Annotated in this window: 20 protein-coding genes; 7 read left to right on the top strand and 13 right to left on the bottom strand. The window is 65.7% G+C overall.

Annotation, left to right across the window (positions count from 1 at the left end; translation table 11 throughout):
* Positions 1-19: 19 nt before the first annotated feature.
* The 3 genes from MCIT9_RS07560 to MCIT9_RS07550 are packed head-to-tail and all read left to right on the top strand — an operon-like array spanning position 20 to position 4,015.
* Positions 20-706, top strand: coding sequence for a DUF2959 domain-containing protein (locus MCIT9_RS07560; RefSeq protein ID WP_317704307.1), 687 nt, complete (start codon positions 20-22; stop codon positions 704-706).
* A 2-nt stretch (positions 707-708) separates the two neighbouring features.
* Positions 709-2,436 (top strand): GTPase domain-containing protein, encoded by a 1,728-nt coding sequence (locus MCIT9_RS07555; RefSeq protein WP_317704306.1) that lies wholly within the window; start codon positions 709-711, stop codon positions 2,434-2,436.
* On the top strand, positions 2,417-4,015 hold the full coding sequence (locus MCIT9_RS07550) for a GTPase (protein WP_317704305.1): 1,599 nt from the start codon (positions 2,417-2,419) through the stop codon (positions 4,013-4,015). Before MCIT9_RS07555 ends, MCIT9_RS07550 begins: the two co-directional genes overlap by 20 nt.
* Here MCIT9_RS07550 and der read toward each other — a convergent pair.
* The 7 genes from der to ndk are packed head-to-tail and all read right to left on the bottom strand — an operon-like array spanning position 4,012 to position 10,772.
* On the bottom strand, positions 4,012-5,418 hold the full coding sequence (der, locus tag MCIT9_RS07545) for a ribosome biogenesis GTPase Der (protein ID WP_317704304.1): 1,407 nt from the start codon (positions 5,416-5,418) through the stop codon (positions 4,012-4,014). The two genes, MCIT9_RS07550 and der, sit on opposite strands and share 4 nt — an antisense overlap.
* Positions 5,411-6,613, bottom strand: coding sequence for an outer membrane protein assembly factor BamB (gene bamB / locus MCIT9_RS07540; protein WP_317704303.1), 1,203 nt, complete (start codon positions 6,611-6,613; stop codon positions 5,411-5,413). The genes der and bamB overlap by 8 nt, the downstream gene beginning before the upstream one ends.
* Positions 6,613-7,254 carry a YfgM family protein gene (locus tag MCIT9_RS07535; protein WP_317704302.1) on the bottom strand — a complete coding sequence of 214 codons (642 nt, stop codon included), beginning with the start codon at positions 7,252-7,254 and terminating at the stop codon, positions 6,613-6,615. The genes bamB and MCIT9_RS07535 overlap by 1 nt, the downstream gene beginning before the upstream one ends.
* A gap of 13 nt (positions 7,255-7,267) precedes the next feature.
* The gene (gene hisS / locus MCIT9_RS07530) at positions 7,268-8,539 is read right to left on the bottom strand and encodes a histidine--tRNA ligase (protein ID WP_317704301.1); all 1,272 of its coding nucleotides are present in this window, start codon (positions 8,537-8,539) and stop codon (positions 7,268-7,270) included.
* A 10-nt stretch (positions 8,540-8,549) separates the two neighbouring features.
* A complete protein-coding gene (gene pilW, locus MCIT9_RS07525; protein ID WP_317704300.1) occupies positions 8,550-9,263 on the bottom strand; it encodes a type IV pilus biogenesis/stability protein PilW in 714 nt (237 codons plus the stop codon).
* On the bottom strand, positions 9,263-10,366 hold the full coding sequence (gene rlmN, locus MCIT9_RS07520) for a dual-specificity RNA methyltransferase RlmN (RefSeq protein ID WP_317704299.1): 1,104 nt from the start codon (positions 10,364-10,366) through the stop codon (positions 9,263-9,265). The genes pilW and rlmN overlap by 1 nt, the downstream gene beginning before the upstream one ends.
* Positions 10,341-10,772, bottom strand: coding sequence for a nucleoside-diphosphate kinase (ndk, locus tag MCIT9_RS07515; RefSeq protein WP_317704298.1), 432 nt, complete (start codon positions 10,770-10,772; stop codon positions 10,341-10,343). Before ndk ends, rlmN begins: the two co-directional genes overlap by 26 nt.
* 260 nt (positions 10,773-11,032) lie before the next feature.
* Here ndk and MCIT9_RS07510 point away from each other — a divergent pair, with 260 nt between their 5' ends.
* Genes MCIT9_RS07510 through sucD form a run of 3 tightly spaced genes read left to right on the top strand, consistent with a single transcriptional unit; the run spans position 11,033 to position 14,070 of the window.
* Entirely contained in the window at positions 11,033-11,998 is a 966-nt protein-coding gene (locus tag MCIT9_RS07510; protein WP_317704297.1) for an HpcH/HpaI aldolase/citrate lyase family protein, read from the top strand.
* Positions 11,999-12,013: 15 nt separating this feature from the next.
* Positions 12,014-13,189: an ADP-forming succinate--CoA ligase subunit beta gene (gene sucC / locus MCIT9_RS07505; protein WP_317704296.1), complete on the top strand. Its 1,176-nt coding sequence runs from the start codon at positions 12,014-12,016 to the stop codon at positions 13,187-13,189.
* Positions 13,186-14,070 carry a succinate--CoA ligase subunit alpha gene (sucD, locus tag MCIT9_RS07500; protein WP_317704295.1) on the top strand — a complete coding sequence of 295 codons (885 nt, stop codon included), beginning with the start codon at positions 13,186-13,188 and terminating at the stop codon, positions 14,068-14,070. The genes sucC and sucD overlap by 4 nt, the downstream gene beginning before the upstream one ends.
* Positions 14,071-14,124: 54 nt before the next feature.
* Here sucD and MCIT9_RS07495 read toward each other — a convergent pair whose 3' ends face one another.
* The 5 genes from MCIT9_RS07495 to MCIT9_RS07475 form a co-directional block, all read right to left on the bottom strand.
* Entirely contained in the window at positions 14,125-14,937 is an 813-nt protein-coding gene (locus MCIT9_RS07495; protein ID WP_317704294.1) for a hypothetical protein, read from the bottom strand.
* Positions 14,938-15,018: 81 nt separating this feature from the next.
* Positions 15,019-15,597 carry an amino acid kinase family protein gene (locus MCIT9_RS07490; RefSeq protein WP_317704293.1) on the bottom strand — a complete coding sequence of 193 codons (579 nt, stop codon included), beginning with the start codon at positions 15,595-15,597 and terminating at the stop codon, positions 15,019-15,021.
* Positions 15,584-16,963, bottom strand: a complete 1,380-nt coding sequence (gene pabB / locus MCIT9_RS07485) for an aminodeoxychorismate synthase component I (RefSeq protein ID WP_317704292.1) — start codon at positions 16,961-16,963, stop codon at positions 15,584-15,586. The genes MCIT9_RS07490 and pabB overlap by 14 nt, the downstream gene beginning before the upstream one ends.
* A 25-nt stretch (positions 16,964-16,988) precedes the next feature.
* On the bottom strand, positions 16,989-18,032 hold the full coding sequence (locus MCIT9_RS07480; protein WP_317704291.1) for a hydantoinase/oxoprolinase family protein: 1,044 nt from the start codon (positions 18,030-18,032) through the stop codon (positions 16,989-16,991).
* A complete protein-coding gene (locus MCIT9_RS07475) occupies positions 18,029-18,994 on the bottom strand; it encodes an ATP-grasp domain-containing protein (RefSeq protein WP_317704290.1) in 966 nt (321 codons plus the stop codon). The genes MCIT9_RS07480 and MCIT9_RS07475 overlap by 4 nt, the downstream gene beginning before the upstream one ends.
* Between MCIT9_RS07475 and MCIT9_RS07470 the strand changes: the two genes are divergently transcribed.
* Positions 18,993-19,685 carry a HisA/HisF-related TIM barrel protein gene (locus MCIT9_RS07470; protein ID WP_317704289.1) on the top strand — a complete coding sequence of 231 codons (693 nt, stop codon included), beginning with the start codon at positions 18,993-18,995 and terminating at the stop codon, positions 19,683-19,685. The two genes, MCIT9_RS07475 and MCIT9_RS07470, sit on opposite strands and share 2 nt — an antisense overlap.
* Positions 19,686-19,704: 19 nt before the next feature.
* On the opposite strand, the gene fae is transcribed toward MCIT9_RS07470, so the two are convergent.
* The gene (fae, locus tag MCIT9_RS07465; RefSeq protein WP_286291817.1) at positions 19,705-20,217 is read right to left on the bottom strand and encodes a formaldehyde-activating enzyme; all 513 of its coding nucleotides are present in this window, start codon (positions 20,215-20,217) and stop codon (positions 19,705-19,707) included.
* Positions 20,218-20,305 lie beyond the last annotated feature (88 nt).

Raw genomic sequence — 20,305 nt, 5'->3', positions numbered from 1 at the left:
ATCGCTTGTCCATCAGCCCATGAAACTCCCTGTCCGTGCGGAGCGCCGCCGCACCCTGTCCCAACGCCTGGGGCGGTTCGTGCTGGGGCGGATCCGCCAGGCCTATTACCGGATGGCGGAATCGACCACCGGCTCCCACAAGCGCGATTTCCTCGTCGCCCGGGTGGAGGATGCCCGCACTGGCCTGGAGGAAACCAAGGAACAGCTCCAGACCACCCTGGAACGCTTCAGCGCCCTGATCGCCTACGACGGCGGCAGCCTCGCCAGCTACTACCGCGCCCTCAAGCGGGAATTCGACCACAGCGAACAGAAGGCCGAGGAAGTCAGAAACCACATCGACACCATTGAATCCCTGGCCGAATCCCTGTTCTCCGAATGGGAGGACGAGCTGGCGCTTTACACCAACCGCAGCCTGCGCAGCAAGAGCCGTCAGAAGCTGAGGCTGACCCAGCGCCACTACAAACAGCTCATCGGCGCCATGCGCAAGGCGGAAAGCCGCATCGACCCGGTCCTCAACGCCTTCCGAGACCAGGTTCTGTTTCTCAAGCACAACCTCAACGCCCGGGCCATCGCCGCCCTGCAGCATGAACTGAACCACGTCAGCGTCGACATCGCGGCGATGATCCAGGTCATGGAACAGTCCATCCAGCAGGCGGACCGCTTCATCCGCACCCTGGAAGAACCCAAAGAACTACCGAAACCGTAATTTTGGAACTGAAAGCCTTTCTCGACCGGTACCGGCAGCAAAGCCGCGCCCTGCAGGCGCACCTGCCTGCCGAATCCCCGCTGGCAAGGCACCTGACAGAGCTGGAACCGTCCCTGGAGCTGACCCGGGCCGCCCTGGCCAAGACCGAACTGCCGCCCGACCACACCCTGCAGGTCGCCGTCGTTGGCCCGACCCAGGCGGGCAAGAGCAGCATCGTCAACCTGATCCTCGACACCGAGGCGGCCGGCGTCAGCCCCCTGGCCGGCTACACCGTGCACCCCCAGGGATTCGCCCACCGGGCGGAACCTGCCGACTGGCTGGATGCCTACTTCGAAGGTTACCGGCGCCTGCCGCGGGAACAATTGCCTGCGGACCGCTACACGCACTTTGCCGTCGAACCGGTCTCAGGCCACCCGGAACTTCCCGCCCTGACCCTGTGGGACACGCCGGACTTCGATTCCCTGCGGGCCCGCCATTATCTGCATGGGGTTCTGCGCACCGCCGCACTGGCCGATCTCCTGCTCGTGGTGGTGAGCAAGGACAAGTACGCCGACCGGGCGGTGTGGGACATGCTCACCCTGCTCGAACCCCTCGGGCAGCCGGTCCTGGTCTGCCTCAACAAGGTCACTCCGAAGGGGCGCGACACCCTGCTGCGATCCTGGAACGAGAAATGGCGCGGCCACCGCGCAGACCCACCGCCACCGGTGATCCCACTGCCCTACTGGCAGGATGAGGAAGGACGCCGCCAGGCCGGGGCCCAGGTGCGGGCCGCTTTGCTCGAGCGCCTGCCGCTCGCCCAACGCCAGCGCCGCCAGCGCGACAGGCGGATCCTCGAACTGGCCCGCCGCTACTGGCCCGCCTGGCGGCAGCCGCTGGAGGCGGAAATCGCCGCAGATAAAGCCTGGCGCAGGCAGGTCGAGGCAGCGCTGGTCCAGGCCATCGAAATCTACCGCCACGACTTCCTCGACCATCCGATCGCCTACGAAACCTTCCAGCGGGCGCTGGCGGAACTGCTGATCCTGCTGGAACTTCCCGGCATCGGCAAGCCGATGCTGTGGATGCGGCGGACCTTGACCTGGCCGCTGCGCAAGTTGCTGGGAAAGGGCAAACACGACCAGGCCATCCCTGAGGAACTGCGGGTGCTGATCCACAGCGTCGAGCACGCCCTGCGCCGGTTGCAACAGGTGTTGGCCGAACCCCCGCCCTCCGAACTGGCCCAGCCGTGGTGGCAGTCCCTGTCCCGGCACTATCAGGAAACCATGGCGGATACGCTCGATGCCTTCCAACAGGATGCCGGCCGTTATTACCGGGAATTTCAGCCCCAGGTGGAAGCGGCCGCCCGGGAACTCTACGAAAAACTCAAGGAAATGCCGGTCACCCTCAATGCATTGCGCGCCACCCGGCTCAGCGCCGATGCTGCCGGACTGGCCCTGCTGCTCCAGACCGGCGGCATCGGACCGCACGATTTTTTCCTGGCCCCGGCGGTCCTGTCGCTGACCTCGTGGCTGTCGGAAACCGCCCTGGGAAAATACATGGAGCGGGTCGCCGCCCGCCTCAAACAACAACAACTGGAGGCGGTCCAAAACATGCTTGCAGCGCGGCTCGGCCAGCGCCTGCGCCAACTGCCCGGGGCCATCGACCCTGCCTACCGCTTCGGCTTCGATGCCGAGACCCTGACCGCCGTCGATCAACAGCTGCAGGAACGCCGTTATGGACTCCGTCTCTTTTGAGCGTCTCTCCCAGTGGTTCCAGCATCTTGCCGCCGCAGGCTTCATCACCCCTGAAGAAGCGGAGCGGTATCTTTCCGCCGCCCGCGATGACGGCGGCCCCTTGTTCGAGGTGGAGCATCCCCCGCTGATCGTCGCCTTCTTCGGCGGCACGGGCGTGGGCAAAAGCACCCTGCTCAACCGCCTGGCGGGGGAAGCGGTCGCCCGCACCGGCATCGAGCGGCCGACATCGCGGGAGGTCACGGTCTATCTGCACCGGTCCCTGCCCACTGAAGCCCTCGAACACCAGCTGCCCCTGGCGCACCTGCGCCTGGCCCGCCACGCGAATCCCAACCGCCGCGACGTGGTCTGGATCGACATGCCCGACATCGACAGCGTCGAGGAAAGCAACCGTGAACTGGTGCTCCAGTGCCTGCCCCACGTGGACGTCCTGATCTACGTGGTCAGCCCGGAACGCTACAAGGACGATACCGGCTGGCAGATGCTGCAACGCTTCGGTCACCGACACGGCTGGCTGTTCGTCATGAACCACTGGGACCAGGGACACGAGGCCCAGATCGAGGATTTCACCCGGATGTTGCGGCAGGCAGGCTTCAAGGCGCCTGTGGTGCTGCGTTGCGACAGCCGTGAAGACCTCAGCCGGCGCCGCCCGGACGACTTCGGCAAACTGGAGGAAATCCTCACCCGGCTGGCCAGAAACGGCGGCGCCGAGCACCTGCAACAGCGCAACCGCAGCCAAAGGATGCAGGAACTGGCCGACCGCATTGAGCGGCTGGTGCGGAAACTCGATCCCGAAAGCGTCGCACCCTTGGTGAAACAATGGCAACGGCTTTGGCGTCAGACCTGTGACGCGCTGGCGCCTTCCCTGGAATGGCCCACCAAGGCCCTGGCCCGGGAAATCGCCGGCAAGGGCCAGAAACGGCTCAAATCCGGGCAGGGAAATTCCGGCGAGACGCTGCTTTGGGATCTGTGGAGTCAGAAGCACCTGCAGGACGCGCTGGACCGGCTGGTGCTGGAAGCCGGAGAACGGGGTCTGCCCGCCGCGTCCCTGAAACAGCGTCTGGAGCCTGTCAGGAAACGTCTCGACCGCATCCTGATCGACCAGGTCCAGCGCACGGTCCGTGCCGCCCTGGCCCGTCCCGGCCACAGCCTGCGCCGGGGACTGCTGTGGCTCACCGCCGCGCTGCGTTACCTCCTGCCATTGGCCGCCGGAGGCTGGGTCGCCTGGCAGGTGGTCGCAAGGTACTACCGCGGCTTTACCGGGGAAGGCGAATATCTGGGACTCAATTTCGCCGTCCACAGCCTGTTGCTCATTGGCCTGGCCTGTCTGATTCCCTTTCTACTCCACCGCCTGCTCGAACCTTCCCTGGAGAAGGTGGCCGAAAGCGGCATTCGTGCCGGCATTTACCGGGGATTCGAGCAAATCGAGGCCGAGGTCGTATCCCAATTGCAGGATCTGGAAGCGGAGCTGGAGGCACTGCGGCAACAGGGACAAACGCAGCTCGCGCTATTGCGCCAAGCCTCCGCCACCCCGGAAGCCGCCGGAGAGGACGATTTGCTGGCTCGGATCTATCGCCGCTAACGCCCCTTCTTGGCGTGACGCAGGAGCCGCTGGCGTTTGCGCAGCTGCCTGGGGGTGAGCTTGTTGCGGCGGCCGGCGAAAGGATTGGCGCTGGAACGGAATTCCAGTTGCAGCGGCGTCCCTTTGATCCCCAGCGCCTCGCGGAAACTGCGGTTGAGATAACGCCGGTAGCTGGCCGGCACCCGCTCGGTCTGGTTACCGTGGATGACGATCAGCGGCGGCTTCTTGCCGCCCTGGTGGGCGAACTTGAGCTTGATGCGCCGCCCGCGCACCAGCGGCGGTGGATAGGATATGACCGCGTCCTGCAGGATCCGGGTCAGTTCGGAGGTGCCGAATTCAACCTGGGCCTGTTCGTAAAGCGGCGCGATCCGATCGAACAGGTCCCCCACCCCGGTACCGTGCAGGGCGGAGATCGGCAGTTTTTCGGCGAAATCGACGAACTGCAGCCGGGTTTCCAGCTGGCCGCGAACCTTCTGCTTCTGCTCCCGGGAAAGCCCGTCCCATTTATTGAGGCCGATGATCAGGGCTTTGCCGGCTTCGAGCACCATCCCGAGCAGGCGCGCGTCCTGGTCGGTGATGCCCTCGGAGGCGTCGATCAGGAACACGACCACGTCGGCCTGCTCCATCGCCTGGATCGCCTTGATGACGCTGAACTTCTCCACCGCCTCCTCCACCCGCGCCCGGCGGCGGATGCCGGCGGTGTCGATCAGCACGAAGGCGCGGCCGTCGCGCTCGAAGGGGATTTCGATGGCGTCGCGGGTGGTGCCGGGATGGTCGGCCACCACCACCCGCTCCTCTCCCAGCAGGCGGTTGACCAGCGTCGATTTGCCGACGTTGGGACGGCCGATGACCGCAACCCGGATGGCGTCGTCCCTGTCCGCTTCGGTGGCGCTCTGCGGCGCCGGCGGCAGCAGCGCCTCGATACGCGCCAGCAGTTTGGCGGTGCCGCGGCCATGGGCGGCGGCGATCATCACCGGCTCCGCAAATCCCAGCACGGAAAACTCCGCCGCCGCCAGGGCCGGATCCTCGCCGTCGATCTTGTTGATGACCAACAGTACCGGCTTGTCCAGGCGGCGCAATCGCGCAGCGATGTCCTCGTCGGCGGCGGTCAGCCCCTCGCGGGCATCGACCAGGAAAAGAATCAGGTCGGCCTCCTCCAGGGCCTGTTCCACCTGCCGCAGCGCCGCCTGGTCCACCGTTTCCGCGGTGTCGGCGACGCCGCCGGTGTCCACTACCAGAAATTCCCGCGATCCCCGGCGGCAGCGGCCGTAGTGCCGGTCACGGGTCAGCCCGGGGTAGTCAGCCACCAAGGCGTCGCGGGACTGGGTCAGCCAGTTGAACAGCGTGGATTTTCCCACGTTGGGACGTCCCACCAGGGCGACCACGGGAAGCGACTTATTCATCTTTAGGTTCGGCTTTCAAAACGGTCAAATCGCCATTGCCGGCATAGACGATCAAATAATCTCCGGCCACCACCAGCGGCGCGCGGATGGGGCTTCTGGCGACCCGGACGCGCCCGAGCTGGCGGCCGTCCTCCTGGGCCAGGAAGTGCACGTAGCCCTTGTAGTCGCCGACGGCGATGAAGTCGCCATAGACGACCGGAGCGGTCACCTCACGGTGATAGAAGGCGTCCTGTTTCCAGTAGGCGCGGCCGGTGGTTTCGTCCAAGCCCCAGACGTTGCCTTCGGTGTCGGTGACGAAGACGTAACGCCAGCTCACCGCCGGGGTCGAGTCGGCGACGATGTCGGTGTTGCGCCAGATGACCTCGCCATCCACCAGGGAGGCGGCGATGACGCCGCCGTGGAAAGCCGTCGCGTACAGCATCCCGCTGCGGACCGCGGGGGCAGCATTGATGTCCACCACCCTTTCCATTTCCGAAAGTCCCGTCGGGATGGCCAGCTGGCGTTCCCAGATCAGCTTGCCGTCACCGAGGCGCAGCGCCGCCATACGGCCGTTGGCGAAACCGATCAGGACGGTGTCGTCGGCGATGACCGGCGGTGCCACGCCCCGCAGCGACAGACGGCTGACCGCCTTGCCGTAGCTCCACAGGCGCCGGCCGCTGTCTTCCGCCAGGGCGAACACGGCGCCGTCATTGGTGTGAACCACGACGATTCCCTCGGCCACCGCCGGTCTGGCCAACACCTCGCTGGACACCTGGGCGATCCAGCGCTGCCGGCCGGTTTCCCGCTCCAGGGCCAGCACCTCGGCCTCGCTGGTACCCAGCAGCAGGATGGTGGCGCTGACGGCAGGACCGGCCGACAGCGGGCGGTCCCCCTCCAGCGCCAGGATTTCCTCCCCGTCGGCAAGGCGCAAGCCGGCAACGCGCCCTTCGTGATCGGCGGCATAGACGGTTTCGTCCGCCACCGCCGGGGCCAGTGCCAGCCGGTAACCGCCGTCGCCGGCGCCGACATCCTCGTCCCACACCGTCTCGATGCGAAGCTCTGGGGTGACGGCCACCAGTTCCCGGGGCGGTTCCTCGGCAGAGTCTGCGCCGGTGACCAGGTCAATCGTACCCGACACCAGATTGCTGAAACCGGCCCCTGTGGATTGGCAGCCCGTCAGAAGCAGTAGCAGCGGGAGGAAAAACAGACGCATCATCACGGTTTGGACGCGGCCACACCCAGATCGTTCAGCTTCATCTTCAGGTATTCGTAATCCCGTCCCAGGGCCAGCGCCTTGCGGTAGGCCAGCGCCGCATCCTCAGGTTTCCCCAGGGCGGCGAAGGCGTCCCCCCTGAGTTCCTCGTACTGGCCGGCGAAACGGCCGGGATCGCCGATGCCGGCCACGGTCAGCACGTCCAGCGCCGCCTCCGGCTTGCCGGCGCCCAGATGGACCCGGGCCAGGCGCAGGCGGGCGATGTGACGGAAGTTGTCATCCCCCGTCTCCCGCAGCAGGGCCTCCAGAGCGGCCTGGGCCCTGGGCAGCTCTCCTTTGTCCACCGCGGCGCGGGCTTCCAGCAGGCGGGCAAAATCGGCATAGGCGGTGCCGGCCAGCTCGCCGGTCAGGCGCTGTGCCAGACCGAAAGCCAGATCGTCCTGGCCTTTGGCCACAGCGTCCAGCATTTGCTGGTACAGGTTGGAGGCCTGTTCGGCCTGGGTGCGCTGGTGTTTCTGCCAGGCGTTCCAGCCGAAAATCGCCACCAATCCCAGGATGACACCGGCGATGATCGAGGCGCCGTTCTCCTTCCACCAGCGTTTGAGTTGTTCGACTTGGGCTTCTTCTTCCAGGTGTGCGGCCATGAAAGCCTCCTTGTCAGACGCGTATATGGTTTTCGATGAATTCGATCAGTTCGGCCTGCGTGAGGATGCGTTGCTCGCCCGCCTCGCGCAGGGGTTTGAGGGCCACCTTCCCGGCGGTGGCCTCCTCGTCGCCGACGATCAGGGCATACCGGGCCCCGCTTTTGTCGGCCTTCTTGAACTGGCTCTTGAAACTGCCGCCGCCGCAGTGGACGATGAGACGCAGCTCGGGGAAGCGGCGCCGCAAGGTTTCCGCCAGCACCGCGCTGGCGCGTTCGGCAGCCGCCCCCACCCGGACCAGATAGAAATGCGGCGTTTCCTTGCGGCCATGCGAGCCTTCCAGCAGCGCCAGCAGGCGTTCCATCCCTAAGGCGAAGCCCACCGCCGGCGTCGGCCTGCCGCCCAATTGCTCCACCAGGGTGTCGTAGCGGCCCCCGGCACACACGGTGCCCTGGGCCCCCAGTTCCGAGGTCACCCATTCGAACACGGTCAGACCGTAGTAATCGAGGCCGCGCACCAGGCGCGAATTGACCACGTAGGGAACGCCGACGGCATCGAGCAGATCGGTGAAGCCGCGGAAATGGACCCGCGACGCCTCTCCCAGATAGTCCAGCAGCTTCGGCGCCCCCTCGATCAGTTCCTGCATTTCCGGATTCTTGCTGTCGAGAATGCGCAGGGGGTTGGTGTGGAGGCGGCGGCGGCTGTCGGCGTCTAGGGCGTCCTCGTAAGTGCTGAAATAGGCCACCAGATCGTCGCGGTAGGCCCGGCGCTCGTCCAGGGTGCCGAGAGAATTGATCTGCAGCGCCACTTTGTCGGCGACGCCCAAGCGCTGCCACCAGCGGACATTGAGGAAGATCAGCTCGGCATCGATGTCGGGCCCGGGCGTGCCGAACACTTCCACCCCCAGCTGATGGAACTGGCGGTAACGCCCCTTTTGCGGCCGTTCGTGGCGGAACATGGGGCCGAGATACCAAAGCCGCAGCTGCCCGGTGCGCAAAAGACCGTGTTCAATGCAGGCACGCACGCAACCGGCGGTGCCCTCCGGGCGTAGCGTCAGGGAATCGCCGCTCTTGTCCTGGAAGGTGTACATCTCCTTTTCGACGATGTCGGTGACTTCGCCGATGGAGCGCTTGAACAGTTCGGTCTTCTCGACAATGGGCAGACGGATCTCGTCGAAACCGGCGCGTTCCAGCTCCTGGATCAGGATCGTCTCGACGTTACGCCACAGGGGCGTCTCGTCCGGAAGAATGTCGTGCATGCCGCGGACGGCTTGCAGTTTCTGACTCATGGATGATTGATCAGGGATGGGTTTTGGGGGTTATCCGTTTCAGACGGCGGCGGTAGGCGGCTGCGGCTTGTTCGTCTCCGAGGGCGGATTCGATCTGAACGCCAAGCTGAAGCAGCTCCGGCGTCGGCTCGGCGACCACCTCGTAGCGCTGCAGGAAGGCCCTTGCCGCCAACCACTGCCGCTTTCGGGCCATCAGCCGGGCCATCGCCGCCAGCGGCTGGGGCGCGTCGGGCTCTAGGGCCAGCGCCTGGCGCAGCCAGTCTTCGGCTTCCGCCAGCTGTCCGGCCCTGAGGGCGCAGAGACCGGCGTTGGTCATCGCCTTCCAGCGCTGGGCGTACAACTTGTTGTTGGCGGCGCGGACGAGCCGCTTCATCCCGGCATCGTAGTCGCCACGGTGGCACAGGAACAGGCCGTAGTTGTTGAGCAGCCGGGCGTCGTCCGGTTGCAGCGCCAGGGCGCGGCGGTAGTGCTCGGCCGCCTTGTCGTCCATGCCGAGCTTCTCGTACAGCACCGCGATCGCCTCGTGGGCGGCGGCGTTGTCGGGATCGATCTCGAGGGCGTGGCGCAGATCGGCCAAAGCGTTCTGGGGCTGGCCCTGGGCCAGATAGGCGATGCCCTTCTCGGTATAGATCTGCGCCAGCTTCTTGCGGTCGATCGCCTCCCGGTCGGGGGAGAGACTGCAGCCGGCCAGCGCCACCAGCAATCCTGCGATCGCCCAGCGCATCAGGCCGCCTCCACCGGAATCCTCAGGCGGGGGCGGGATTTGGCTTGCACCTTCCCCACCAACTGGCCGCAGGCGGCGTCGATGTCGTCGCCGCGGGTACGGCGCACGGTGGTGAGGAAACCAGCCTCCTGGAGGATCTGCTGGAACCGCTGGATCGCTGCATCTGAGGAGCGCCGGTATGGCGCCCCCTCGAAGGGATTGAAGGGAATCAGGTTGATCTTGGACGGAATCCGGCTCAGCAGCTTCACCAGCCTGCGGGCGTCGGCGGGCGAATCGTTGACGCCGTCGAGCATCACGTATTCCCAGGTGATCTTGCGCCCGCGCTGGTGCTCGCCGTGGATGAACCGTCTGCAGGCCGCCATCAGTTCGGCCAAAGGATACTTGCGGTTGACCGGCACCAGTTCGTCGCGCAGCGCGTCGGTGGTGGCGTGGAGCGACACTGCCAGGCTGACGTCGGAGACCTGGCCGAGGCGGTCGATGGCGGGAACCAGCCCGGCGGTGGACACCGTCACCCGCCGCTTGGCCAGGCCGTAGGCGAGGTCATCCATCATCAGCTCGGTGGCGGCGACCACGGCGTCGAAATTGAGCAGCGGTTCGCCCATGCCCATCAGCACCACGTTGGTGATCCGTCCGGATTCCAGCAGCCGGTGGGCCTGCCACACCTGGCCTATGATCTCGGCGGCGCTCAGGTTGCGGCTGAACCCCTGGCGCGCGGTGGCGCAGAAGGCGCAATTGAGGGCGCAGCCCACCTGGGAGGAGACGCACAGGGTGCCGCGCTTCTCCTCCGGTATGAACACGGTTTCGATGCGGTTGCCGTCGGCCAGCTGCATCAGCCATTTGGTGGTGCCGTCGCGCGACACCTGGGTCCGCACCACCTCGGGAAGGTCGAGACGGGCCTCTGCCTGGAGCCGGGCGCGCAGCGCCTTGCTCAGATCGGTCATCGCCGCGAAATCGAGGACGCCCTGGGCATGCACCCACTTGAGCAGCTGGCGGGCGCGGAACGGCTTCTCACCCAGCTGGAGGAAGAACGCCTCGAGGGCCTGACGCGGCAGGCCCAGGAGGTTGAGGGGTTGGGTCTCAGTCAAAACGGGGGAAGATCTCATCGTCTTTGAAGAAGAAGGCGATTTCCTGCGCCGCGGTTTCCGGTCTGTCGGAACCGTGCACCGCATTGGCGTCGATGCTGTCGGCGAAATCGGCGCGGATGGTGCCGGGGGCGGCTTCCTTGGGGTTGGTGGCGCCCATCAGCTCGCGGTTTTTGGCGATGGCGTTCTCCCCTTCCAGCACCTGCACCACCACGGGACCGGAAATCATGTATTCGACCAGGTCGTTGAAGAAAGGTTTGTCCCGGTGGACGCCATAGAAGGCTTCCGCCTGCTGCCGGGTCAGCTTCGTCATCTTCAGGGCGGCGATGCGCAGCCCCGCCTTTTCGAAGCGGCTGATGATCTCACCGATGACGTTCTTGGCGACGGCGTCGGGTTTGATGATGGACAGCGTTCTTTCGATAGCCATGGATTCCCCAACTTCCAGATTGTAAAAACAGCATATTTTAACCGACGGGCAGGCACTTGAGTAAGCCTTTCTGCCACTTCCACGGGAGGGGGCCGGGAAGGGTCTGTCAGCGGCCGAAAGCTGTCGGCACGTCCACCGCCGGTCCAATTTGCGCCGGGAACATCGTATAATGGGCGGTTTTGAAATGCGTGCGGCCCCGGGCCGCCCGCCTGGCCGGGCTGCACGATCTTCCCACAACCTGCTGACGGAATTGACAATCCATGGCCGTAAAAAACCGCCTTCACCGTAGCGAGCTCGCCGTCCCCGGCAGCAATCCGAGAATGTTGGAAAAGGCGCCCCACGCCGGCGCCGATGTCGTGTTTCTGGATCTGGAAGACGCCGTCGCCCCCGACGACAAGGAACAGGCGCGGCGCAACGTCATCGAGGCCCTCAACACCTACGACTGGTCCCGCTGTTCGGTGTCGGTGCGCATCAACGGCCTGGATACCCATTACTGTTACCGCGACATCGTCGAAGTGGTGGAACAGGCCGGCGACCGTCTCGACACGATCCTGATCCCCAAGGTCAACGGCCCGGAAGACATCTATTTCGTCGCCACCCTGCTGAGCCAGATCGAGGCGGCCAAGGGGTTGAAGCCCATCAATCTCCACGCCCTGATCGAAACCGCCGCCGGCATGGACAACGTACGCGAGATCGCCCGCGCCTGTCCGGAGCGCCTGGAAGCGCTGGTGTTCGGGGTGGCCGACTACGCCGCATCGATACAGGCCCGCACCACCAACATCGGTGGCGCCAATCCCGATTATGCGGTGCTGACCGATCCCTTCGAGGACGGCCACCGCGAACGGCACTGGGGCGATCAGTGGCATTTCGCCATCGCCCGCATGGTGGTGGCCTGCCGCGCCAACGGGCTGCGTCCCATCGACGGCCCCTACGGCGACATCAGCGACCCGGACGGTTACGTGGCCGCCGCCAAACGCGCCGCCGCGCTGGGTTGCGAAGGCAAGTGGGCCATCCATCCCTCCCAGATCGAACTGGCCAATCAGGTCTTCACTCCCTCCGAACAGGAAGTGACCAAGGCCCGACGCATTCTGGCGGCGATGGAAGAGGCCGCCCGCGAGGGCAAGGGCGCCGTCTCCCTCGACGGACGCCTGATCGACGCCGCCTCCATCAGGATGGCGGAGAACCTGATCGCCAAGATCGACCAGATCCAGGCCCGCCAAGGCTGACTTGAGGAGAGCAAGATGAACATTCACGAGTATCAAGCCAAAGAACTGTTGCGTTCCTATGGCGTGCCGGTTCCGGCCGGCAACGTCGCCTTTTCCGACGCCCAGGCCTACTCCATCGCCGAGGAACTCGGCGGCGACCGCTGGGTGGTCAAGGCCCAGATCCACGCCGGCGGACGCGGCAAGGCCGGCGGGGTCAAGGTGGCCCGCTCCCTCGACGAGGTGCGCAAGATCGCCGACGAGATGATCGGCATGACCCTGGTGACCCACCAGACCGGTCCCAGGGGCCGGGTGGTCAAGCGGGTGCTGATCGAGGAGGCCAGCGACATCGTCGACGAGTTCTATCTCGGCTTCGTCATCGACCGCGCCAGCCAGCGCATCACCATCGTCGCCTCTGCCGAGGGCGGGGTGGAAATCGAGGAAGTCGCCAAACGCAATCCGCAGGCCATCATCAAGGAAACCATCGACCCGGCCATCGGCCTGGCCGACTTCCAGTGCCGCAAGGTCGCCGCCGCCATGGGGCTTCGCGACAAGGAGCGCATGACCCAGCTGGTGCGGATCATGAAGCGTATCTACCGCTGCTTCCGCGACAAGGACGCCCTGCAGGCGGAAATCAATCCCCTGGCCCAGGTGGACGGCGGCAAGCTCATCTGCCTGGACGCCAAATTCAACTTCGACACCAACGCCCTTTACCGCCATCCGGACGTCAACGAACTGCGCGATCTGGACGAGGAGGACCCCAAGGAAGTGGAAGCCTCCGGCCACGGCCTCAACTACATCGCCCTCGACGGCGATATCGGCTGCATCGTCAACGGCGCCGGCCTGGCGATGGCCACCATGGACGCCATCACCCTCCACGGCGGCCGTCCCGCCAATTTCCTCGACGTCGGCGGCGGCGCCTCGCCGGAGAAGGTCACCAACGCCTGCCGCATCGTCATGGAAGATCCCAACGTCAAGGCCCTGTTGGTCAACATCTTCGCCGGCATCAACCGCTGCGACTGGATCGCCACCGGCCTGATCCAGGCCTATCAGACCCTCAACATCGAACTGCCGATGGTGGTGCGTCTGGCCGGCACCAACGTCGAGGAAGGCCGCAAAATCCTCGAGGAATCGGGGCTGCCCTTCGTCCAGGCTGCCAACCTGGATGACGCCGCCGCCAAAGCCGTTGCCACCGTCAAGGGAGAAAGCGCATGAGTGTGTTCGTCAACAAAGCTTCCAAGGTCATCTTCCAAGGCTTCACCGGCCAGCACGCCACCTTCCACGCCGAGGAGGCGATCAGGACCGGCACCAACGTGGTCGGCGGCGTCACGCCGGGCAAGGGCGGCACCACCCATCTGGACCGACCGGTGTTCGACACCGTGGCCGAGGCGGTGGAGGCCACCGGCGCCGACGTGTCGGCCATCTTCGTTCCCCCCGCCTTCGCCGCCGATGCCATCATGGAAGCCATCGACGCCGGCATCCGGGTGGCGGTGGTGATCGCCGACGGCATCCCGGTGCAGGACATGGTGCGGGTGCAGCGCTACCGTGTCGGTCACGACACCCTGGTCATCGGCCCCAATACCCCGGGAATCATCACCCCCGGCGAGTGCAAGGTGGGGATCATGCCAGCCCACATCTACCAGCCGGGCCGCGTCGGCGTGGTGTCGCGTTCCGGCACCCTCAACTACGAGGCGGTGGAACAGATGACCGCCCTGGGGCTGGGGCAGTCCACCTCGGTGGGCATCGGCGGCGATCCGGTCAACGGCACCGACTTCGTCACCGTGCTCAAGGCCTTCGAGGCGGACCCGGACACCGACGCGGTGGTGATGATCGGCGAGATCGGCGGCCCCCAGGAAGTGGCCGCCGCCCGCTGGGCCAAGGAGAACATGACGAAGCCCATCGTCGGCTTCGTCGCCGGCATTTCCGCCCCGCCGGGACGGCGCATGGGTCATGCCGGCGCCATCATCTCCGGCGCGGACGACACCGCCAAGGCCAAGATGGACGCGATGGAAGAACTGGGGCTGTACGTGGCCAGAAATCCGGCCCACATCGGTGAAACCGTGATGCGGGCCCTGAAGGAGAACGGACAGGCCTGAAACGGCCGACGGCGATGGGACTCTGCGTGGTCCCGTCGCCGATGCTCCCGGGGATCAACCGATCCCGAAACGCTGCTCGAACGCTGCCGTGATCATGGCCTTGAGGCGATCCAGCGCCTCACCGTCCACAGGAACGTCCCGCCCGGCGGCTTTCAGTTTCACCATCCCCTCGGCCAGCTCGGCGCTGTCCTCGCCGGGACGCTGCAGAAACGCCGGATCGACTTCGGGCAGGGTCTGCACCTCGGATGCCAGCGCACCGGCCCGGGTCAGATCGCCGCTTTGCAGCGGGCTCACCGCCGCCGTCTCCGCATAGGCGCTGACCGCCTTCACCTGACGCTCATAGCCCATCTCCAGCGAGAAGCCGGCCAGCTGGCGGTCGTTGAATCCCAGTTTGGCCAGCCGCTTCAGCGCCCCCTGGCTGTCCCCGGCGACGAACTTGTCCGCCAGCTTGTCGAGCTTGTGGATCAGCTTCGCCAGCGACTTGCGCTCCTGACGGTTGAGGTTTCCTTCCACGCTGAAGTGGATCTCGCTCTCCTGTTGCCGGGAGGACTGTAGCGCCACCCCTTGCCCGCTGTCGTTGGCCACTGCCAGCGCCGCAGCGTCGGCCTGATCCGAGCGGCTCAGGTCGATGGTGACCACGTCCCCCTCCCGGGTCGTCACTGCCAGGCTCAGCTGGAAGGTCTCCTCCACCGCCACGGCCTGAAAGGCCGCCGCCCTCCGGACCGACACCGAATCGGAACCTGCCTCATTCCGGGCGACATCCGGCCGCCGCTCCTCTGCCTCCTGGATGGAATCGTCGCGGGACAGCTGCAGCTGCCCGAAGGAATGGTCGAATCGCTGCAAGGCCAAGGATACGTTCAGAGTCATGCCGCACTCCGCAAAGCTGTTGGTCGTCACTGAGGTTAGCGGACGCAACCAGGGCGGCTTTAGCGGAAAACGCGACGGCGATCACGGCAAGCGGCGCAGAAATTCCCTGAAGTCCCCGAGCCGATCCGGCGTGAAGACCTGCAGCCTCCTGCCCTCGGGGAACCAGCGGGGAAAGGCGGCATCGACGATGCCTTGGCGCTGCAAGGCCCGGGAATCCGGCGCTGAGGCGGACACCCGTTTCAGCAGCACCAGTCCTGCCGCCTCCAGGCGGGAAACCAGCCAGGCGGCCAGGCTGTCGGAGGTGACGGTCCAGTCGGCGGGGATGGCGGCGGCATCGAGATCCTCCAGCCGCGGCAGCCAGACGGGCACCCTCCCCTGCCGGACGCATGTCCCCAGCGCCCCGATCTCCTCCAGCGGCACCAGATCAGGGCGCAACGCCGCCAGCATCCAGGCGTACTGGTGCATGGCGAGCAGGGCCATGCGGTGGGCGTGACGGTCGTCGAAGCGCCAGCGCCGCTGCATCCGGCGCACCTGATCGGCGAAGGGGCCGCCGCCGGGCACCAGCACGACCCGCCCGCCCCCGTCGTGGACGAGCGTCTGCAGCCAGTGCGGCAGGCGGTCATGGCCGGCCCAGCTGCCGCCGAGCTTAACCACCCACACGGTCGCGGGAGGCGCGGAAACGGGACAGCACCTGAATCAGCGCGGCGGCCTTGTCGAAACTTTCCTGGTATTCCTGAGATCCCTTGGAATCGGCGACGATGCCGCCTCCGGCCCAGAAATGGATCTCCCCCTGTGTGTGCACCAGGGTGCGGATGACGATGTTGGTGTCCATCGCCCCGTCGTAACCGACGTAGCCGATGGCGCCGCAGTAGACGCCGCGGCGGATGCCTTCCAGCTCCTCAATGATCTCCATCGCCCGGAGCTTCGGCGCGCCGGTGATCGAGCCACCGGGGAAACAGCCGCGCAGCAGGTCCAGGGCATGACGGTCCTGGCGCAGCTGGCCGATCACGGTGCTGACCAGGTGATGGACCGTGGCGAAACTTTCCACCTCGAACAGCTTCGGCACCTTCACCGAACCCGGCTGGCAGTTTTTTCCCAGATCGTTGCGCAAAAGATCGACGATCATCAGGTTTTCCGCCCGGTCCTTGGGGCTTTCCCGCAGCGCCTGGGCCTGATAGAGATCCTCCTCCGGATTGAGGCAGCGGGGGCGGGTCCCCTTGATCGGTTTTGTCTCCACCCGGCCATCCCGGACCTGCAGGAAGCGCTCCGGGGAGGAGCTGAGCACCGCCCCCTGGGGCAGGCGCAAAAAAGCGCCGAAAGGCGCCGGATTGGCGGCGCGCAGTTCCCGGTACACCGACCAGGGGTCGCCGCTGGCCGGGGCGCTGAAGCGCTGGGCGAAGTTGACCTGATAGCAGTCCCCTTCGCGGATGTAATGCTGGATGCGGTCGAAGGCGGCCAGGTAAGCCTTGCGGTCGAGATGGGACACCACCGGTGCGGTAAGCTGGAAATCGCCGCCGGGGATCACCGGCCGCCGCCACAACGCCCGGACCTGCGCCTGCAGCGCCGGCCACAGGCTGCGGTCACGGCAGACCAAGAACGCCTGCTGTTGCTGATGGTCGACCACCACCGCCAAGTCGTAGATTCCCACCGCCATCTCCGGCAGCGGGTTCAGGGCCCTGGCCGAGCGCGGCAGACGCTCCAGGCGCCAGGCCAGATCGTAGCCAAAATAACCGATGGCGCCGCCGCAGAACGGCAGTCCGGCCGGGTTGTCCCGTCGTTCACCCAGTTGCTTTTGGAGCAGCGCGAAGGGGTCGTCCGGTGACAGCTGCACCCCTGCCGGACTGCGGATTTCGGTCATCTGCCCGCGCGTGACCAGGGTCACGCGCGGGTTGGCGGCGAGGATGTCGTAACGGCCCTGTTGAATGAAGGGATAGCCGCTGTCGAGGAAGACGGCCCAGGGTTTCTGGGCCCAGTGGGAAAACAGGATCGCGGTGTCAGGACGGTAGCCAAGCGCTTTGATGTGCATGAATCCCTTGGGAGCGCGTCGAAGGTCAGCCTGTCATCTTACCATCATCGGCCGCCAGCAGCAGGGCCAGGGCCGCGGCCGGGGCGCAGTCGGCCGGATCGAAAACCGTCGTCGTTTCCGCCGACACCAGTTCGGAGAAATCCCGATAGGCAATTCCGAGACGGCGGGCCACTTCCGGGAGCAGGAAACGCCCTACCCCGGCGCCGATCAGGGATTGCGCCGGCCCGGAAAGACGCCCCAGCTGACGCAGGCAATCCCAGGTCAGCTGCTGCCAGTGGCGTTCCCGGAAGGCCCGCGCCAGCGCTTGCCATTCAGCCATGGAGGCGTCCTCGGCATCCAGGCCGACCATCCGCGCCAGGCGCCGGGCGCTGGCCTCGGCCGTCTTCGGTCCCCCGTCGGCGGTCTCGGCCTGATCGGCGCGGGAAGGCAGCTGTCCGAGCAGGCGGTAGACGTCGGCGATGGTGGCGAAATGCTCGGCCATCAATCCCACCCGCTCGCCGCGAAAAAGGATTTCGCCCGCCAGCGCCATCAACGGTGTCCGCACCACGCCGGCATAACGAAGCTCACCGGCACACAGGCGGCTGTGGTCGTCCTCCCCCCGGCACAGCAATCGTCCCCGCTCCAGGGGCAACAGGTCGGTGGTGGTGCTGCCGATATCGACGAACAATCCCGTCTGGCTTTGCCTGGCTAGCCACAATCCCGGCAGTCGCCAGTTTCCGGAGGCGATGGTTTTTGTGGTTTTTTGATTAACTAAAGATAACGGTATAAATTCAGTGCTGGCAAATATCCAGACCGGTCCTGTCACCCGGGCGGTGAAGCGCGTCAGCAGCGCCATCACACCCTGCCGGCGGTTGGCGAAGCGATCCACCATTTCCCCGGTCATGGTCAGGCTGTGACGGGGATTCGGAGGCAGCTGCGCCAGGATGGGGTCCATGGCCCGGTCGAGCTGCTCCAGACCGCGCCACAGGGGACAGGGCTGCTGCCAGATCTGCACCAGCCGCCCCTCGCGCACCAGCGCCGCCTTCACATGGGCGCCGCCCAGATCCCAGCCAACGACGAAATCCGTCATGCCCTGACCTCCACAGATCGCCCCCGACCCAGGCGGCGACGCCAGCGGGCGATGTCGTCCACATCGGTTTGCCCACGCGCCAGGGCCAGGATCTTCGGCGCCACCGCCGCCCCCAGCGCTTCCTGTAGTCCCGCGTAGGACAAGGTCAGGCGTGGATTGATCTCGACCACCACCGGACCGTCGGCGGTGACGATGACATCGATGCCTGCATACCCCCAAAGCCCCGGCACGGCAGCGGCGATCCGGACGACCGGATCCTGCCATTCCGATACTGGCAGCACATTGACTTCACAACCCCGCAAATGGAAAAATCCCGCCTCGATTTCGATCCGTTGGCGGTTGACGCTCAGACACACTCCTTTTCCCGCGGCGAAGACGGCGCTGAGGCTGAGATTCTCTCCCTGCAGATAGGGCTGCACCAACTCCGGACCAAGGTCATCCTTCCGGGTAACCAGGCGCACCCCTTCGCAACCGACGCCGTCGGCGGGCTTGACCACCCAGGGAGGCTGCAAACCGGCATCGACTTCCTCGTGATACCAGGTCTGCACGCAGGCAATCGCCTGTCCCTGAAGCCGCCGGAAAGCCGCGTACTTGTCCCCGCACAGGCGAACCGCCTCCGGGCGGCTTCCCAGCAGCACCTTGCCGGCCGCCTGAACCCGGCGGCTCAAATCCGCCAGGATACCATCAGTTTCCGGCGCCAGCAGCCAGACCTCATCCGCCTCATCCAGGGCCCGCACCCAGGCGGCCGCAAATTCCGCCTCGCTGGCCACCGGAATGATGGTTTCGTGGGTTCCGCAACGGGTCAGGGGCAGACGGGCATCGCGCAGCAGTAAAACCCGTTCCGCCGCCAATTCGCGGCGCAGGGCCGTCAACATGCACTCGGCCTCGGCCACCAGGCCGGCAGGCAGCGGTTCCGCCGCCATGCCGCCCCCGGTAACATATTCGAACAGGAGAATGGCCATGAAACTGATTCCCGTCCTCGACCTACTCGGCGGCAAAGCCGTCCTGGCGCAGCAGGGAAAGCGCCAGTGCTACCGTCCGGTCCGCTCCCCCCTGTGCAAAAACGGCGATCCCTTGGAACTGGTCAGCGGCTACCTGGACCGCTGCCGCTTCGATACGCTGTACATCGCGGATCTGAACCGGATTTTGCGAAAGGAAGATAACGGTATAATTATCGACGCCATTCAAAGGCGTTTCCCCGCCCTCACCCTCTGGATCGATGCCGGCTGGCCGCCCGCCCGGCCCGGTCCCGGCATCCTGCCGGTAGTCGGCAGCGAAACCCTGCCTTCGGACGCCGAAGACGAACCGGCACGCTGGCGCCACGACTGGATCCTGTCCCTGGACTTTGACGCCAGCGGTTTCCGGGGGCCGGACTGGCTGCTGCGGCGACCGGAACACTGGCCTCCCCAGGTCATCCTCATGAGCCTGCCCCAGGTGGGCAGCGGCCGGGGACCGGACTGGGCGCGCCTGGAGCACTTCCGCCGGCGTTTTCCGCAGATCCGCTGGATCGCCGCCGGCGGCGTCCGTCATCAGGGGGATCTGGACCGGCTGGCGGCGCTCGGCGTCCACGCAGCGCTGGTCGCCACTGCGCTCCACCAGAGCGCCCTGCCAGGAACGACAAAAGCCGCCATCGCGGGCGATGACGGCTCCTGAATCCGGGAGTGGCGCGGTATCAGTCGTGGGCCGCGAAGGGATGGTGCACTTCCTTGGCCTTTTCCACCACTTCCTTGGGCGTGGGTTCGCCGGCCACCGCACGCTTGATCGCTTCCTTGGTGGCCTCGTAGTTGTAGTCCTGGATCTTGGCGTCATCCTCGGCCAGCCAGTGAATGAAGACGCCGACGCAGATGAACAGATCGTCGGCCTCGTCCATGGGAATGGTGCCATCTTCCAGACACTCGGTCACCGCCATGGCGACACCGCGCTGGGCCGGGCCGAACATCTGGGTGGCCTGCTTGCCGTTCTTGATGGTGACCTTGTTGAACATCACCGTGGCCGGCTTGCACATCAGGTTGGGCGCCACCACCGCCAGCAAGGCGCTGTGACCGGACTTGTTATTGGTCAGGCAGTTGGCGAACGCGGTTTCCGCCGCCGAGCCCCTGGGACCGATGATCAGATCGATGTGTGCGACTTCGTTGCCCTCGCCCTTCAGGGATTCACCCACGCGCAGTTTGTTTATTTTTGCCATTCTTGCTGTTTCCTCTTGATCGGTTGATGAAAATAATGCCAGAATCTTTTGAATCAACGACATCTCGTGCCTCCCCTTGATGAGTGAC

Source organism: Methylomarinovum caldicuralii (genome assembly GCF_033126985.1).
Taxonomy (GTDB): Bacteria; Pseudomonadota; Gammaproteobacteria; order Methylococcales; family Methylothermaceae; genus Methylohalobius; species Methylohalobius caldicuralii.
Note: the sequence above shows the minus strand (reverse complement) of the source record. Positions and strands in the feature narration are given on the sequence as shown.

What these genes read in the sequence shown, in the direction of transcription:
- MCIT9_RS07480 (WP_317704291.1), bottom strand. Translation starts at nt 18,032, where the DNA reads ATGACGGATTTCGTCGTTGGCTGGGATCTGGGCGGCGCCCATGTGAAG.
- MCIT9_RS07560 (WP_317704307.1), top strand. Translation starts at nt 20, where the DNA reads ATGAAACTCCCTGTCCGTGCGGAGCGCCGCCGCACCCTGTCCCAACGC.
- MCIT9_RS07550 (WP_317704305.1), top strand. Translation starts at nt 2,417, where the DNA reads ATGGACTCCGTCTCTTTTGAGCGTCTCTCCCAGTGGTTCCAGCATCTT.
- MCIT9_RS07475 (WP_317704290.1), bottom strand. Translation starts at nt 18,994, where the DNA reads ATGGCCATTCTCCTGTTCGAATATGTTACCGGGGGCGGCATGGCGGCG.
- MCIT9_RS07510 (WP_317704297.1), top strand. Translation starts at nt 11,033, where the DNA reads ATGGCCGTAAAAAACCGCCTTCACCGTAGCGAGCTCGCCGTCCCCGGC.
- hisS (WP_317704301.1), bottom strand. Translation starts at nt 8,539, where the DNA reads ATGAGTCAGAAACTGCAAGCCGTCCGCGGCATGCACGACATTCTTCCG.
- fae (WP_286291817.1), bottom strand. Translation starts at nt 20,217, where the DNA reads ATGGCAAAAATAAACAAACTGCGCGTGGGTGAATCCCTGAAGGGCGAG.
- rlmN (WP_317704299.1), bottom strand. Translation starts at nt 10,366, where the DNA reads ATGAGATCTTCCCCCGTTTTGACTGAGACCCAACCCCTCAACCTCCTG.
- pilW (WP_317704300.1), bottom strand. Translation starts at nt 9,263, where the DNA reads ATGCGCTGGGCGATCGCAGGATTGCTGGTGGCGCTGGCCGGCTGCAGT.
- MCIT9_RS07470 (WP_317704289.1), top strand. Translation starts at nt 18,993, where the DNA reads ATGAAACTGATTCCCGTCCTCGACCTACTCGGCGGCAAAGCCGTCCTG.
- MCIT9_RS07535 (WP_317704302.1), bottom strand. Translation starts at nt 7,254, where the DNA reads ATGGCCGCACACCTGGAAGAAGAAGCCCAAGTCGAACAACTCAAACGC.
- der (WP_317704304.1), bottom strand. Translation starts at nt 5,418, where the DNA reads ATGAATAAGTCGCTTCCCGTGGTCGCCCTGGTGGGACGTCCCAACGTG.
- ndk (WP_317704298.1), bottom strand. Translation starts at nt 10,772, where the DNA reads ATGGCTATCGAAAGAACGCTGTCCATCATCAAACCCGACGCCGTCGCC.
- MCIT9_RS07495 (WP_317704294.1), bottom strand. Translation starts at nt 14,937, where the DNA reads ATGACTCTGAACGTATCCTTGGCCTTGCAGCGATTCGACCATTCCTTC.
- sucC (WP_317704296.1), top strand. Translation starts at nt 12,014, where the DNA reads ATGAACATTCACGAGTATCAAGCCAAAGAACTGTTGCGTTCCTATGGC.
- sucD (WP_317704295.1), top strand. Translation starts at nt 13,186, where the DNA reads ATGAGTGTGTTCGTCAACAAAGCTTCCAAGGTCATCTTCCAAGGCTTC.
- bamB (WP_317704303.1), bottom strand. Translation starts at nt 6,613, where the DNA reads ATGATGCGTCTGTTTTTCCTCCCGCTGCTACTGCTTCTGACGGGCTGC.
- pabB (WP_317704292.1), bottom strand. Translation starts at nt 16,963, where the DNA reads ATGCACATCAAAGCGCTTGGCTACCGTCCTGACACCGCGATCCTGTTT.